General features: G+C 46.9%; 17 protein-coding genes. 16 read left to right on the forward strand and 1 reads right to left on the reverse strand.

The annotated features are described in order from the left end of the window. From trpE to AC5V8P_RS14295, 8 genes are all read left to right on the forward strand, one after another. Positions 1–1,541, forward strand: a 1,541-nt coding sequence (gene trpE, locus AC5V8P_RS14260) for an anthranilate synthase component I (RefSeq protein ID WP_495473690.1), incomplete at its 5' end; no start/stop codon positions are given. 34 nt (positions 1,542–1,575) lie between these two features. Further along, positions 1,576–2,622 (forward strand): anthranilate phosphoribosyltransferase, encoded by a 1,047-nt coding sequence (gene trpD / locus AC5V8P_RS14265; RefSeq protein WP_063213481.1) that lies wholly within the window; start codon positions 1,576–1,578, stop codon positions 2,620–2,622. Beyond that, the gene (trpC, locus tag AC5V8P_RS14270; RefSeq protein ID WP_064796399.1) at positions 2,612–3,406 is read left to right on the forward strand and encodes an indole-3-glycerol phosphate synthase TrpC; all 795 of its coding nucleotides are present in this window, start codon (positions 2,612–2,614) and stop codon (positions 3,404–3,406) included. The genes trpD and trpC overlap by 11 nt, the downstream gene beginning before the upstream one ends. Next, the gene (locus AC5V8P_RS14275; RefSeq protein ID WP_064796400.1) at positions 3,403–4,089 is read left to right on the forward strand and encodes a phosphoribosylanthranilate isomerase; all 687 of its coding nucleotides are present in this window, start codon (positions 3,403–3,405) and stop codon (positions 4,087–4,089) included. Before trpC ends, AC5V8P_RS14275 begins: the two co-directional genes overlap by 4 nt. Further along, on the forward strand, positions 4,086–5,282 hold the full coding sequence (gene trpB / locus AC5V8P_RS14280) for a tryptophan synthase subunit beta (protein ID WP_063213478.1): 1,197 nt from the start codon (positions 4,086–4,088) through the stop codon (positions 5,280–5,282). Before AC5V8P_RS14275 ends, trpB begins: the two co-directional genes overlap by 4 nt. Further along, positions 5,279–6,085, forward strand: a complete 807-nt coding sequence (trpA, locus tag AC5V8P_RS14285; RefSeq protein WP_064796401.1) for a tryptophan synthase subunit alpha — start codon at positions 5,279–5,281, stop codon at positions 6,083–6,085. The genes trpB and trpA overlap by 4 nt, the downstream gene beginning before the upstream one ends. Before the next feature lie 55 nt (positions 6,086–6,140). Next, positions 6,141–7,244: a histidinol-phosphate transaminase gene (gene hisC / locus AC5V8P_RS14290; protein ID WP_064796402.1), complete on the forward strand. Its 1,104-nt coding sequence runs from the start codon at positions 6,141–6,143 to the stop codon at positions 7,242–7,244. 26 nt (positions 7,245–7,270) lie between these two features. Beyond that, a complete protein-coding gene (locus tag AC5V8P_RS14295; RefSeq protein ID WP_064796403.1) occupies positions 7,271–8,359 on the forward strand; it encodes a prephenate dehydrogenase in 1,089 nt (362 codons plus the stop codon). Between the two features lie 287 nt (positions 8,360–8,646). Here the strand turns inward: AC5V8P_RS14295 and AC5V8P_RS14300 are convergent, their stop codons facing one another. Continuing rightward, complete coding sequence (locus tag AC5V8P_RS14300; RefSeq protein ID WP_064796404.1) at positions 8,647–9,261, reverse strand: class I SAM-dependent methyltransferase; 615 nt, start codon at positions 9,259–9,261, stop codon at positions 8,647–8,649. A gap of 679 nt (positions 9,262–9,940) precedes the next feature. Between AC5V8P_RS14300 and AC5V8P_RS14305 the strand changes: the two genes are divergently transcribed. The 8 genes from AC5V8P_RS14305 to AC5V8P_RS14340 form a co-directional block, all read left to right on the forward strand. Continuing rightward, positions 9,941–10,537: an RNA polymerase sigma factor gene (locus tag AC5V8P_RS14305; protein ID WP_013310707.1), complete on the forward strand. Its 597-nt coding sequence runs from the start codon at positions 9,941–9,943 to the stop codon at positions 10,535–10,537. After that, entirely contained in the window at positions 10,534–11,160 is a 627-nt protein-coding gene (locus tag AC5V8P_RS14310) for a hypothetical protein (protein WP_064796405.1), read from the forward strand. The genes AC5V8P_RS14305 and AC5V8P_RS14310 overlap by 4 nt, the downstream gene beginning before the upstream one ends. Before the next feature lie 69 nt (positions 11,161–11,229). Beyond that, positions 11,230–11,814, forward strand: coding sequence for a histidine phosphatase family protein (locus tag AC5V8P_RS14315; RefSeq protein ID WP_064796406.1), 585 nt, complete (start codon positions 11,230–11,232; stop codon positions 11,812–11,814). A 184-nt stretch (positions 11,815–11,998) separates the two neighbouring features. Continuing rightward, entirely contained in the window at positions 11,999–13,108 is a 1,110-nt protein-coding gene (locus AC5V8P_RS14320) for a hypothetical protein (protein ID WP_064796407.1), read from the forward strand. 54 nt (positions 13,109–13,162) lie between these two features. Next, positions 13,163–13,669: a gamma carbonic anhydrase family protein gene (locus tag AC5V8P_RS14325; RefSeq protein ID WP_063213470.1), complete on the forward strand. Its 507-nt coding sequence runs from the start codon at positions 13,163–13,165 to the stop codon at positions 13,667–13,669. Positions 13,670–13,691: 22 nt separating this feature from the next. Further along, entirely contained in the window at positions 13,692–13,871 is a 180-nt protein-coding gene (locus AC5V8P_RS14330) for an IDEAL domain-containing protein (protein ID WP_013371655.1), read from the forward strand. A 174-nt stretch (positions 13,872–14,045) separates the two neighbouring features. Further along, a complete protein-coding gene (locus tag AC5V8P_RS14335; protein WP_064796408.1) occupies positions 14,046–14,696 on the forward strand; it encodes a DUF1405 domain-containing protein in 651 nt (216 codons plus the stop codon). Positions 14,697–14,831: 135 nt separating this feature from the next. Beyond that, on the forward strand, positions 14,832–15,532 hold a 701-nt coding region (locus tag AC5V8P_RS14340; protein WP_495473691.1), incomplete at its 3' end, for a sporulation protein YpjB.

Here is a 15,532-nt window from a genome sequence, read left to right on the forward strand (position 1 = left end):
CGCATGTGGAGCAAGTGATAGCAATGGCGAATGAATTTAACCTGATTCCTGTGTACAAAAAAGTGCTGGCTGATATGGAGACGCCGATTCGGATTTTCCGTCGGTATGCTGAGCGGGACCGTGCCTTTCTGCTGGAGAGCGTAGAGGGAGGCGAACAGTGGGCGCGCCATTCCTTCATCGGAACAGACCCGTTTCTAATGGTCTCGGGAAAAAAAGGTCGATTGATTTTGGAGCAACATGGAAAACGTCAAATATTAAGCGATAAGCCACTTGAGGCGCTCAAAGCATTGCTTCGTAAATATCGTAGTCCGAAACTGAAAGACATGCCTCCGTTTACAGGCGGGGCTATCGGATTTTTTGGATATGACCTGCTTCAATACTATGAAAAGCTGCCAGAGCACGCGGTAGATGATTTGAATATGGACGATATTCGTTTTATGTTCTGTGATCAAGTTATTGTCTTTGATCATGTAAAACAACAAATCCTGCTGGTTGGCAATGTTCATATTGGTGAAGGGTTCCGCGAGGAGGATATTCGTGCTGCTTATGCAGATGTGGAACGCAAGTTGGAGATTACGGCGCAGTATTTGCGCAAGCAATCCCCGCCGGAACGATTAGGATCAACTTCCATTCCTGATGATGTGGAACTGGGTGAAATTCAATCCAATGTGACAAAGGAACAGTTTATATCAAACGTAGAGCAGGCCAAGGAGTATATCCGTTCTGGTGATATTTTTCAGGTTGTGCTATCCCAGCGTTTTCACATTGATACAGAGGCCTCGCCATTACAAGTATACCGCGTGCTGCGCACGATGAACCCGTCGCCATATATGTATTATTTGAAAATGGATGACGAGATCATCGTAGGCACTTCGCCGGAGGCACTCGTCAAGGTGGAAAACGGCCGCGTAGAGACCCGACCGATTGCAGGAACAAGACCACGTGGCGTAACGGAAACCGAAGATACGGCACTTGCTGAGGAACTGTTGAAGGATGAAAAAGAACGTGCAGAGCATCTGATGCTGGTCGATTTGGGGAGAAATGACTTGGGGCGTGTATCCCAGTTTGGCACTGTTAAATGCGATACGTTCATGGAGATTGAGCGCTATTCTCACGTCATGCACATTGTATCCAATGTGTCGGGTGAGCTGCGTGAGGACAAGGATTTCTTCGATGCTTTCCTGTCTTGTCTGCCGGCCGGCACTGTATCAGGGGCTCCAAAGCTGCGAGCCATGGAGATTATTGCTGAGCTGGAGCGGGAAGCACGCGGAACCTATGCGGGAGCAATTGGATATTTGGGCTTCTCAGGCAATATGGATGCTTGCATTACGATTCGCACGATTGTGTTTAAAAAGAACCGGGCCTATGTCCAGGCAGGCGCTGGAATTGTGTGGGACTCCGTACCGGAAAGCGAGTATCAGGAGACGGTGAATAAAGCAAAGGCACTGCTGAAAGCAATCCGAACGGCAGAAGCGATGTTCCCAGCAACGACACAGCCCTACAACAGCGTCATCAACCAAGATTATTTGTACACTCCGTAACACACACAAATCTGATTCTGAGGAGGAGACGACAATGGAACGACATGACATGATGCAAATAGGGTTAAGCCGGATCATTGAAGGACAGCATCTTTCGCGTACGGAGGCCCGTAGCGTGATGGAACAGATTATGAGTGGGAGTGCTACACAGGCGCAAATCGGCGGGCTGCTAACGGCTCTTCGCCTCAAAGGAGAGACGGTGGATGAAATCACCGGTTTTGCCGAAGCAATGCGCAGCTATGCCAGTCCAGTGCAAGCAGGAGAAGGCAACAGTCGTTTGCTGGATACATGCGGCACCGGAGGTTCAGGCATTCACAAGTTTAATATTTCTACCATTTCCGCTATTATCGCGGCTTCGGTTTCTGTACGGGTAGCCAAGCACGGCAACCGCTCTGCAAGTGGGCGTGCCGGGAGTGCTGATGTTCTGGAGGCGCTCGGAGTCAACATTCATCTGACGAGTGATCAGGCGCGGTCGTGTCTGGACCGCATTGGCATCTGCTTTTTATTCGCACAGCTGTATCATCCGTCTATGAAGCATGCTGCGGCGCCGCGCCGCGAGCTAGGTGTGCGGACGGTATTCAATATGCTCGGTCCATTGACGAATCCGGCTGGTGCGGATCGACAGCTGTTGGGCATTTATGACGCTGGCAAAACGGAAGTGATCGCCGAGGTATTGAACCAGCTCGGCTCCAAACGAGCCATGGTTGTCAGCAGTTTGGACGGACTAGATGAAATTAGTATTTCAGCAGTGACACGAGTATCCGAGCTCAAGGATGGCAAGGTTCACACATTTGAGCTTCACCCGTCGGATCTGGGCTTGCAGACGCATTCTCTCGATCAGGTGTTGGGCGGCGATGCACAGGTTAACGCAGATATCATACGGCGAATTTTGAACGGAGAGCATGGTGCTTACCGTGATGTTGTGTTAGCGAATGCAGGAGCGTGTATCTATGTCTCAGGTGCAGCAGCTACTCTGACAGACGGAGTAAAGCGAGCGGCAGAAGCCATTGACTCTGGACGGGCACTTTCCAAGCTGGATCAATTAATACAGGCAACGGGGGAATATCAATATGTATCTTGATAAAATTGTAGTGACGAAGCGACAAGAAGTGGAGCAGCTAAAGCAGCATTTTCAAATTAATAAAGCTGAACGCTTAATTGCGGATTTACCTGTGACGAGAGGATTCGAGCATGCGCTCGCCCGCGGACGCAACCGTCCGCTCGGACTGATTGCTGAAGTGAAAAAGGCCTCCCCGTCAAAAGGATTGATTCGACCCAATTTCCAGCCAGTGGATATTGCACGTGCATATGAGGGAGCGGGAGCCGATTGCATTTCTGTACTGACGGATGTGACGTATTTTCAGGGAAGCCCTGAATATTTACAGCAAATTCGCGATCAGGTGAAAATTCCGCTGCTGCGGAAAGATTTTATCATTGATGAACGGCAAATCTATGAAGCTCGTCTATTGGGAGCGGATGCGGTACTGCTGATTGCGGCTATCCTGGAACCCCATGTATTAGGGTCATTCTTACAAATCGCCAAGGAGCTTGGGCTGGACGCACTGGTAGAGGTGCACGACAGTGAGGAACTTAAAGCAGTGCTGGATCTAGGAACAGCTACCTTAGTTGGTGTAAACAATCGCAATCTCCGGACATTTGAGACCCGTCTACAGACGACAGAGGAGCTGATCTCCCTGATCCCTAAAGGGGTTACATTCATCAGTGAAAGTGGCATTGCAGGACCGGACGATGTGAAATATCTGTATTCGGTAGGTGCGCACGGCATTCTGGTAGGGGAGCATTTGATGCGTAAGGAAGATGTAGGACAGGCTGTAGCTGACTTGATGGACGGGGTTAAAGCATGAACAAAACGGGCGTAAAAATTTGTGGACTTCAAAGCGTTGAAGTGCTAAAATCTATGGTAAACTTACCGGTCGATTATATAGGTTTTGTGTTTGCTGACAGCAAGCGCCGGATTGACGGCGCACATGCTGGAGAGTTGCTTCGCGTATTGGATGAATGGGCACCAGGCAGCAGACCTCGTAGCGTGGGCGTATTTGTGAACCCTGATGATGCACTGTTAAATGATGTGATGGAGAAAGCACCATTGGATGTCATTCAGCTGCATGGACAGGAGAGTCCGCAGCGTTGTCGGGAGCTTAAGGAACGTTTTGGCACACAGGTATTCAAGGCCTGGTCTGTGGATAGCCAAGGGCAGACGGTGAAGGACCTGGTAGAACGCCGGGCGGGCGAATTAGAGGCTTATGTCGGAACGATTGATGCTTTACTGCTGGATACATATGATCCCCTGTATGGTGGCGGTTCTGGAAAAACGTTTGCATGGGATCGAATTCCTGCTTATCAGGCTTGGGCTCATCAACATGGAATCCCTCTGTTTGTAGCTGGGGGGCTGACCGCCGATAACGCAGAAAAGCTGATTAACGAATATCATCCCGACGGGCTGGATGTTTCCAGCGGTGTAGAGACGAACGGAGTCAAGGACATTGCAAAAATCACAGCATTCATAGAAAGGGTGAAGCAGGCATGACACAATTACCTGATAACAACGGACGTTTTGGAACATTTGGCGGACGTTTTGTACCGGAAACGTTGATGAACGCACTGATTGAATTAGAGGAATCCTACCGAAAATATGCGGATGATCCTGAATTTAAAGCAGAGTTGAACGGACTTCTAAAAGACTATTCGGGCCGGGAAACGCCGCTTTATCATGCGGAGCGTCTGAGTCAACATCTAGGCGGAGCTAAAATTTACTTGAAGCGTGAAGATTTAAACCATACCGGTGCCCACAAAATCAATAATGCATTGGCTCAGGGGTTGCTGGCGAAGCGCATGGGTAAACAGAAAGTCATTGCCGAAACAGGTGCAGGACAGCATGGTGTAGCGACAGCTACTGTGGCTGCATTGCTTGGTTTGGAATGCAAGGTGTTTATGGGCGAAGAGGATACGGTGCGCCAGCAGTTGAACGTATTTCGGATGCAGCTTTTGGGTGCGGAAGTGATTCCGGTGACATCCGGTACGCGTACACTTAAGGATGCCGGGAATGAAGCTTTGCGCTATTGGGTGAGCCATGTCCATGATACGTTTTATATTTTGGGTTCGGCTGTCGGCCCGCATCCGTATCCGATGATGGTACGAGACTTCCAGCGCGTGATAGGCGATGAAACACGTCGTCAGATCTTGGAGAAGGAAGGCAGACTTCCGGATGTTATTGTGGCAGCGATCGGTGGCGGAAGCAATGCAATCGGCATGTTTTACCCTTTTATAGAGGATCAGGGTGTTGCTTTGGTTGGCGTGGAGGCTGCTGGAAAAGGCGTCGACACGGAATTCCATGCAGCTACCATGAGCAAGGGAACACAAGGGGTCTTCCAAGGCTCTATGAGTTATCTGCTGCAGGATGAGTATGGACAGGTCCAGCCTGCGCATTCCATCTCGGCTGGACTGGATTATCCAGGTGTTGGACCAGAGCATTCATACTTAAAAGACATTGAGCGGGCTAAATATGTTCCGATTACCGATCAGGAAGCACTGGATGCACTTCAGCTCCTTTGCCGTACCGAAGGAATACTTCCAGCATTAGAGTCGGCACATGCTGTTGCACAGGTCGCCAAGCTGGCACCTACGTTGACCGCAGATGATATTATCGTTATTTGTTTGTCTGGGCGCGGGGATAAAGATGTGGACTCCATTATCAAGTATTTGGGAGGAAATCCGTCATGAATTTAATTGATCAGGCGTTTGAACGCCTTAAAAATGAAGGCAAAACGGCATTAATTCCTTTTCTGACGGTAGGCGACCCGGATGTGGATACTACGATAGAGATCATTCGGCAGTTAGAGTCGGCCGGAGCTGATATATTGGAACTAGGCGTACCTTACTCGGACCCGTTGGCAGACGGCCCTGTGATTCAGCGTGCGTCTGAACGTGCACTGAAACGGCAAATTACGATCCGCACCTGTATGGAGACCGCGTCTCTGGCTAGAGCAGCAGGTTCAAGTCTGCCTTTTATTCTGTTCACATATTATAATCCTGTATTGCAGATGGGGATGGATGCTTTCTTTGCAGGCTTGCAGGAGCATGGGATCAGTGGTCTGATTATTCCGGATCTTCCGCTTGAAGAAGCAGAAGAGTTGGGAGGACGGGCAGCCGAGGTGGGAGTGCATTTGATCCCGCTGGTAGCCCCAACGTCTGAACAGCGAATTGAGCGCATTGTTCGGCAGGCCCGTGGGTTTGTATACTGTGTATCTTCGCTGGGTGTAACCGGAGAAAGAGCTTCTTTTTTTGAAGGGATAGAGGGCTTTATCGCGCAGGTCAAACGGCATACGAATGTTCCGGTGGCGATAGGCTTTGGTATTTCGAATCGTGAGCAGGTTGTCCGGTTTTCTGATATTTGCGATGGAGTTGTGGTTGGCAGTGCCATCGTGCGTCAGGTGGAAGAAGCCATTCCATTGCTGGAGGATTCTGCCCGCAGAGAAGAAGGGCTTTTGCAAATTCGTGATTTTGTGGCACAATTAAAGCAGTAACAGGTGTCAAAATAGAAATTTCAAATTAGTTCTATAGGATAGAGGAGGTAAGGGCATGCAACCTAAACCGCATATTGTACATTTGCCAGTATATCAGCCCGGTAAACCGATTGAGGATGTGAAGCGTGAATTGGGACTCGATGAAGTCATCAAGCTTGCCTCAAACGAGAATCCGTATGGCAGTTCTCCTAAAGTGTTGCAGGCCATTCAGCAGGAGTTTGCTAACATCAGTGTATATCCTGACGGAAGTGCAGTTGCTCTGACACAGGCGCTAGCTAAACAAACGGGTTTAAAAGAAGAACAGTTTATCTATGGCTGTGGCTCTGACGAAATTATTGCGTTGATTACGCGTGCTTTCCTCCTTCCAGGGGAAGAAAGCATCATGGCTGATCAGACATTTTCAGTATATAAAAGCAACGTGGAAATTGAGGGAGCAGTTGCAGTTGAGGTGCCGTTGCGTGAGGGTGTACATGATCTGGATGCTATGCTGTCGCATATCAATGACCGTACAAAAATTATTTGGATCTGTAATCCAAATAATCCGACGGGAACGATTGTACCCGAAGCCGAATTGATAGCGTTTCTGAACCAAGTACCCAAGCGTATTATGGTGGTGCTAGATGAAGCCTATGCTGAGTTTGTAATAGATCGTTCATATCCGGACGGCATTCGTTTGTTGTCAGCTTACGAAAATTTGGTTGTATTGCGTACCTTCTCCAAAATCTATGGTCTGGCTTCGTTACGTATCGGATATGGTATGGGAGCTGAGTCAACCATTCGCTTGATCAATCAGGTTCGCGAGCCGTTTAATACTTCACGGGTAGCACAAGCTGCGGCCATTGCTGCCTTGGAAGATCAGGAATTTGTTCAGGAATGTCGGGATCGTAATGCAGAGGGTAGAGCTTATTTGCAAAATGAGTTGAAACGTCTGGGGCTGGAGTCTTTCCCGGCACATGGTAATTTTATTATGCTGGATGTACGCCGTCCATCCGGTGAGGTATTTCAGGAGTTGCTTCGTAAAGGTGTGATTATTCGCGCAGGTCATCATAAATATCCGACATATATTAGGGTATCCGTTGGATCACAGCCACAAAATGAGTTGTTTATTCGTGCGCTGGAACAGGTCCTGGGGGCGGAAGCGGCGAAAGTACGCCTATAATTTCCGCAGATGGGATTTGATATGAGATGAAGATTGCTATTTTTGGCGTGGGACTGATTGGCGGGTCCCTCGCACTTTGTTTTAAAGGGAAGCCAGATATTACTGTAGTCGGCCACGCTCATCTCCCTGAACTAGTGGAACCGATGTTAAGCCGTGGTGTCGTGGACACCGCGACTCTTTCGGTTGAAGAGGCGGCAGAGGATGCCGATTTTATTTTTTTATGCGTACCGGTTGGTTTACTGGAGCATTATCTTGAGCTGTTAAGCAAGCTACCGCTTAAAGCGGGGTGTATTATTACCGATGTGGGCAGCACGAAAGCGGCAATTGCCAAAAAGGCATCTGAAATTTCTTTGCGCAACGCTTACTTTATCGGGGGCCATCCGATGGCCGGCTCGGAGCGTTCCGGAGTCAAGGCTGCTTCCGCGTTGCTGTTTGAAAATGCATACTATGTGCTTTCACCAGCAGAGGGTGTTCCTGAGGAAGCATACAGCTCGCTGCAACGTTTGTTGAAACATACCGGCGCTCATGTTGTGCGTGTCCAACCTGATATGCATGATGATATTGTTGGTGCGATTAGCCATCTTCCGCACATTATTGCAGCAGCGCTGGTGAATCAGGTACGAAAGCACAATGATGAGAATCCGTTGTACCGTACACTAGCTGCTGGTGGTTTTCGTGATATTACACGGATAGCCTCTAGTGACCCGGTGGTGTGGCGGGACATTTTGCTGAGTAATCGTGATGTTTTACTGGGTTTGCTGGAAGAATGGAACGGGCAGATTGAGCGATTTACCCACTTGCTGAGAACACAAGACGGAGAGGGAATAGCTGACGAATTTTTGGCAGCTGGGCATTTCCGTAGTGAACTGCCGGAGCGTCGCAAAGGAGTCATCGTCTCTACGTTTGATCTGTATATTGATGTACCGGATACCCCAGGGATTATCGGAAGAATTGCGATGGAGCTAGGAAATCACAGCATTAACCTGAGCAATATGCGAATCATTGAAAGCCGGGAGGATGTTCCTGGCATCATGCGGCTTTCCTTCCGTCAAGAGCGGGATTGGGAACGTGCCAAAGCCTTGCTGGATTCGATGGGGTATAAAGTGGTGGTATAAAGGGGAAAGAGAGTATGAGTATTTGTTAAGGAGGTACTCCGCTCCGCGGTTCATTTGATCTTACGATCGCTGTTGCCTGCGGATTTTCTGAATCTATGTTCAAAGGGGGAAATCCACAGGCAAAGGCGAACGCTGCGCTTCTCCAGATTCAAATGAACCTCTACGCTATGGACCGCCTTAAAAGCACCATACTTTCTGGTAGTGAAGTAGTAAGAAAAGATCTAAAGCGATCGAAGGTTCTCTTCGCTCGCTTTTTATGTTACTTGAAGAAGTAGCGGAGCTACGCGTTATTTTGTAATCACTATCTTTCTATACATACCGTTGAACATTATAGGTGCATCTTCTTTGATTCGCAGTTTTATTTTTTGGGTTTCAAGTAGTTCTTCGAAATTCAATCCTATATCGGTTCCTAACACTTTAATGAGGGGCCTTATTGTTTTTTTGAATAATGAGGGCTTTTTTTCTTTAGGAGAAAACTTATCGAAAATAATAATTTCCCCGTCTTTTTTCAAAACTCGCACCATCTCATCGAAGCATTTATTTGCGTCAGGTACTACCGAGAGAATTAGACTTCCTATTACTATATCAAATTGCTCATCCATAAAATTCATTTGTTGAGCATCCATCTCCAAGAATTGTATGGGGGTATTGCTAAATTTCTTTTTTGCTTTGTTAAGCATTTCAGGTGAATAATCTATGGCAGTAATATCCAGATCATAGTGATTTATTAATTCTAAATCTGCCCCAGTTCCTACACCTACAAAAAGTATTTTTTGCTCGCTATTAAATGACTTTTCTTGAAATATCATCTTTCTAGAATTAAGGAAGCTACCTGAATTAAAAAACTTATCATAAATTGGAGACCAAATCTTATATATTGCCTTATTCCACTTATTATTCATTTCTTGCCCCCTGCCTATTGAAAAATTTATTATATAATAATGTGTTTTAATAGGATAATCAACTAATAGGTAAATTATTGATATATTTTATCAACCAAGATAAGGGGGGGAAGGAAAAGAGGAGTAAAAGAGGAGTAATGGAAAACAAAAAAAACCACCCGGGTAAAGCCCCGAGTGGTAGCTACTTTCAGTAAGTAGCTGAGTAGGATAGGAGTGGAGAGAAACCATACTGTACTTTTATTATATGTATACGTTTTCATTCTGTCAATGTTTTTTTAAAGCGTTTTCTTTTTTGTGTAATTATCCTTACGAGTGCCTAAATGGAACACTTTCGTTGGGTTTGTCATTAAACCTGAATAAATTTAAAATCCATTGAAAAGCGGTTTAAATGAATTAGCTGCCAGCGTTTGGGAGCCTTTGCTGGAAATCGTGGGGATTTTGGACTTTTTTACTGGCGGCCATTTTGTGGTACAATGGGTAAGTCCATTTTGGATATTGAATATGTTGGGGATAGCACCGTTAATGTTGGCACTACATAGGGTAAGAAAATAACAAATGTTCCATGATGCTGTTTTATCCATTTGCGCAGAGGGCGCAACTTTTTTTGACCTGTTCGGTATATATAGACAGAATCGGACGGGAAAACAGCACATGTATGGGCGAGGAGGGTCTCACTCGGATGATGACAGATTCCCAGATGATTCAGGAAATCAAACAAGGTAATGTTGAGGTTTATTCAGAATTAATGAGGCGGCACCAACGTAAAATTTTAGCTTTTGTTTATCATATGCTGAAAAGTTCGAACCTGGAAATGATTGCTGAGGACTTATGCTCGGAGACGTTTTATAAGGCGTATCGGAGCCTGCATTCTTTTCGCGAGGTAGATGCATCGTTCTCTACTTGGCTATATACAATTGCACGCAATACGGTGCTAAGTGAGCTTCGCAAGCACCGTAGTGGTCAGGTTCCATTGGAAGAGAGCGGGTATGTACCAGTAGCTCCATCAGATGTGATTCCGGAGCAGGCTGTTCTTCGCGGTGAGAAGGTAGAGATGGTTCGTGAAGCAATCAACAGATTGCCTGAGAAGCAGCGATCTGCGCTGATTTTGCGTGAATATGAGCAATTAGATTATCAGGAGATTGCGACTATTTTAGGACAGACGGTCAGTGCGGTGAAGTCATTGCTTTTCCGGGCAAGAACCAGTGTGAAGACGCAGTTGGAGCCTTATTTTTTTGAGCCTCTCTATGAGGAAAACGAAGGGATGAGCAGCCAATGAAATCCAGGGACGCTGAGGATTTGTTCGCTACAGGCAAAAATGTATCGAAACAAGACTCGGAGCGCAGACGGGCCAAGAGCTCGTCTGCCGGGTGGGAGCATGGTTCGGAAGAGAATGATTGGAATTTGTCAAAAGAAAGTCGATCCGCTATTGGTGATATTTCCTTTGAAATAACAGATGATAAGCTAGAGGCAATGAATCGCAGAGTCATGGATCGCATTTATGAAGAATCACCGTGGCTTGTTCCGGGCGAGCATCGACGTGCGCGTGTAAACCCAGCAGCCCGTAAGTATATGTCTGTATGGATTGCCGGCTTCTTGGCCGTATTCTTGTGCAGCTTTTTGTTTTTAAACTGGAATGGAAGCTCCTCTCAGGAAAGTCCCCCCCAAGCGGCTCCTGTCATGGACACGGGTATTTTACCGACAGGTCTGCTGGAAACTACAAGTACATCTCCACAGTATCAATACCACATTAAAGATGTGAATAGTGGCATTATGGACCCGCTGGTTGCAAGCATTGTTCCTACTTACCCGCAATACTGGATGTTGTTGTCTGTATTGGCACTTGCGCTTGCTTTATTTTCTTTGGGGTGGATCCATCGGACGAGAAGAGTTAGAAATTAGCTACCCGATAGGCTCTAGATCAAATTCATTTTAATGCCTGAATAACACAACAGCGGAGGATCGGACACAATGCTTATTGGCTTAATCAGACATGGATTGACGGATTGGAATGCGGTAGGTAGAATCCAGGGCCACAGTGATATTCCGTTGAATGAGGAAGGGCGTCGGCAGGCACGCTTGCTGGCAGAACGATTGAAGGAAGAGCTTTATCATTGGGACGGGCTTATTACAAGTAGTCTCTCCAGAGCGAAAGAGACGGGGGATATCATTGCCTCTGCTCTGCACTTGCCGTTGCTGGAACCTGATGATCGACTAAGAGAACGCGCTTATGGTCAGGTCGAGGGGATGACACAGGCCGAACGCGAAGAGAAGTGGGGAGTTGACTGGCACCTGCTGGATTTGGGACAGGAAAGCGATGCAGATCTTCAGCTTCGCGCGCTAGCTTTTATGGAGGCGATTTGGACGGAAAATCGGGACAAGAATCTGCTGGTCGTTTCTCACGGCGGTTTTTTGGCTAATTTGTATAAGGCTCTATATCAGGAAAAATTCACGGAACGAATTGGCAATTTGTCATTAAGCGTACTCCAGCGTGAGGATGCGGACTGGGAACCACTTTTGTATAATTGCACAAAGCATTTGCAAGAGAAAAAGTGACTACAACTCAAAACGCTGGTGAAAGACCATGGCTTCTACTCATCGTAGAGCTGTGGTCTTTTTGTTTTTTTAATTATACCTTTGCAAAAAAAGAGGTTTAGAGTCTGAAGATTCCGTCAAAGCTGTGGGTACAACAGGTAAGAATCATTTCCGGATGACAGTCCAGTGACGAGGCGATGGAACAATGAATCTGGCGGATATGCTGACATTTGCGGATATTGTACATTTGAACAGAATCGCAGTGTATTACGATTGTGACTGTAAACCTAATTCCAAGCATGAGTTGATCCAAGGGATTTTGACAAAGCTCGGCAGTAGTAGTTTTTTTGAGACGCAAGTCAAGGAGCTGAGGTTGTCAGAGGTAAGGTTTTTGAACGCACTATTGTTCGATGACCGACCTTACTTTAGTATGGAGGAATTGATTGCGATTGCTAAACAGTCTGTCGAGCAGGACGGGGATGCTGGTGAGCGACCACGAGATATTGTGACCCGTCTGCGTTCTAGTGGCTGGTTGTTCAATGGTTCAACGCACAATACGAGATATTTGTACCAAATTCCGTCGGATATGAAGGAGCGCTTTCGGCGTGTGATGGTACATGACTTTCAAAACAGAATGATTCGGGTAAGCGAACCGTCGTCGTACCGGGATGAAGGACATATACTGGCGGAGGATTTACGGCTTTTCCTTCAATACATGAGGCAGCATGAGGTTCCGCTTAATCCTGAGGGAGCTTGGTACCGTCGCAATCAGCAGCAGCTAATGGAGTATTTGCACATTGCGGAGCCGTTATTGGGCAAAGGAGGATGGCGTTTTGGCTATGGTTCCTCTTTTAAGTTTTACCCGGATCGAATGGCATTACTGTATGATTATGCCCGTCACTCCAAGTATATTGAGGAGAAGGGGGACCGGGTTGAGCTGACCGCAAAGGGGGAGGCACAACAGGAGCTTGCAATTGAGGATGAAATGATACAGCTATTCAGGTTTTGGTTAAGATTGTATAAAGGAGCCGTACCCAATCTGCTCTCACTAGTCTACTGGATTGGAGAATGTGCCAGGCCATGGACATCCTCAGAGTCGCTTTTTGAGCATATCGGTCCCCTGATCCGACCGTTTTACTATGATACCCCCCGTTCGGTCTTTGATCAGAGGATTATACGAATGATGCTTCACTTGGGGATGCTTCGACAAGGTGAGCATTCGAAGGGATCCTCTATACAAATGACGGTTTGGGGGCAGAAGTTGGCGGGAGAGTGCCGCCTTGGGCGAAACGACTCGGGTATACGGCTCCATTGACAAGCAGTACACGTGTTGATAGAATTTCACCCAAAATATGAGAGGGTGAAGTTGATGCTCATTCACTACAACGGAAATATGCCACAGCTCCATTCATCTGTCTATGTGGCAGAAGGAGCAAAAATTGTTGGAAAAGTAACGATCGGCCAAGATTCCTCCGTATGGTTTAATGCCGTACTGCGCGGGGATATGGCGCCTATCATCATTGGTGAACGCTGCAATATTCAGGACGGTGTCGTGGGACATGTGAACACGGATCAACCTTTGTTGCTGGCGGATGACGTTTCGGTAGGACATGCTGCCATTATCCACGGTTGTACGATAGGCAAGGGCACATTAATTGGTATGGGGGCCATTGTACTCAACGGAGCGGAGCTTGGTGAATATGCTTTAATAGGAGCAGGGTCGGTCGTTACGGAAAATACCAAAATACCACCCTATACTCTTTCTATCGGTACACCTGCCAAAGTGGTGCGCGAATTGACAGATGCAGATTTACAGCGGATGTCACGAACGACACTCAGCTATGTGGCGAAAGGAAAAGAATATAGGATCTCTTAAACTCATGTTGGAGGTGCATCCTATGGATAAAATGAAGGTTACTTATGAGGTAATGTTGGGCCTGTCTGCTGAAATGGTTTTGGACGAGGCATTACGTAAACACCGGAGTGAAAAACTTTACAAGGATATTGATGAGGCGTTAGCCTCCGGAGATGAAGTAGCTTTTCGTCATCTTACGGATGAGCTGAAAGCAATGAGTTAGAACGCTTCTGGAAAGCTTGAGTGGGTCATTTTAGACCAAGCGCCAGTTCAAGATTATATCATCAAACCTGATCGTAACGGCGGTCAGGTTTTTTTGATACGCTTGGATATGATATAGTCTTTGTAAGATCATGCCTGTACAAGGCAACTGTCGTATGAACGGAGGATGAAGGACGTGTCGTTATCTTATTTGTGGAGCCGGTCGTTCTTGACGAGCCGGCCCTTTTTGTGGCTGTTATTCTGGTGTAATTTGGCTGGAACAGTATATGGGTACATATGGTATGGGGGACAGCTGGAATATACACTGAACTATCACCCGATATGGCAGATTGTATTTGTGCCTGATAGTCCGACAGCCAGCTTTTTTTTTACGATTTCTATACTGTTTTTGCTTTATTCTCCGCATTTCAAGAGCTTAAAGGTCATTCGTCAGATTATGGAGGCGTTAGCTGTCGTCACGAGTGTAAAGTATGGCGTCTGGGCTTCGGTTATTATTTTGTGGGGAGTAGCGCAGGGGGGACACATGGTGTGGCAGGATTGGATGCTGATAGCATCTCACACAGCAATGGCGGTCGAAGCGTTACTGTTTGTACGTTTTTTTAGCTGTAAATGGATTGCTTTAGGTCTGGCTACACTGTGGACATTATTAAATGATACGATGGATTATACCTTTGGCATCTACCCTTATCTTCCCAGAACACTAACGGATGATATACCGCAAGTACGTGCTTTTACCTACATGCTGACCCTTGTTAGTATTGTAACGGCATGGCTTGCCATGCTGGCGCGCAATCGAAAGGTATCGTCTTATCGTGATGTAGCTTGAGTGCGCCCGGCATTTCTTTAGATGATATTTTAGCGTGGTAGTGCTGAAACAGGAAGATACTGTTCAAACGATCGTCCTAAAGCAAGTTCTAGTCCCGTTAACCTTGCCATACAGTAAGGTGAGGAGGGATGTCCCATGATTAGAGGTCAGGCGTTTCCAAAGGTGATACGTATTGTTTTGAGTGTTGTTTTATCAATGGTCCTGCTGCTGTCTGTCTGCGTCCCTCCAGGTATGGCAGAGACACAGGATCAGTCCAAACCTGTAGGTAAAACAAAGGAAATTGAAGAGCTGGATCATGCAGCTGCAACACTGTACCGTGACGTAATGGACGGGAATATTGAAAAAGCGCGCGCGGATGTAGCCGAGGTAAGCAGATGGTTCAGCACTGGGCAAGTACAGGCGGCGCTATCTGTAGAGGCTATCCATGCTTTGTCCGGCAGCATCCTGGAGGTGCAGCAAGCTACACAGTCTGTTCAAGCATCACCGGATGAGTGGGTGAAGGCAGCGGCCAATTTACGGCTTGCGACAGATGCGCTTGCACACCCGCGCCAGCCTTTATGGCAGCAGTATTATAAGATTTTAAGAGAAGATGTTAGCGGTTTGAATAACCAGTTTGCTAAAGGGAACATGAAGGGATTCAAAGCAAGTACCGCTGTCCTCGAAGACCACTATGAAACAATCCGTACAGCAGCATTGATCCATGGCAGAACAACTGAGGTCGTGCGGACTGATTCCTGGATATCCTACATCAAAGGATTGGGCAATCAGCAAAATGTAGATGCTTCAACGATTAGAGGGGCATTGGACCAGGGCAATCCGACGTTTAATGCTTTGTT

The sequence above is a fragment of the Paenibacillus sp. N119s genome, assembly GCF_059447605.1.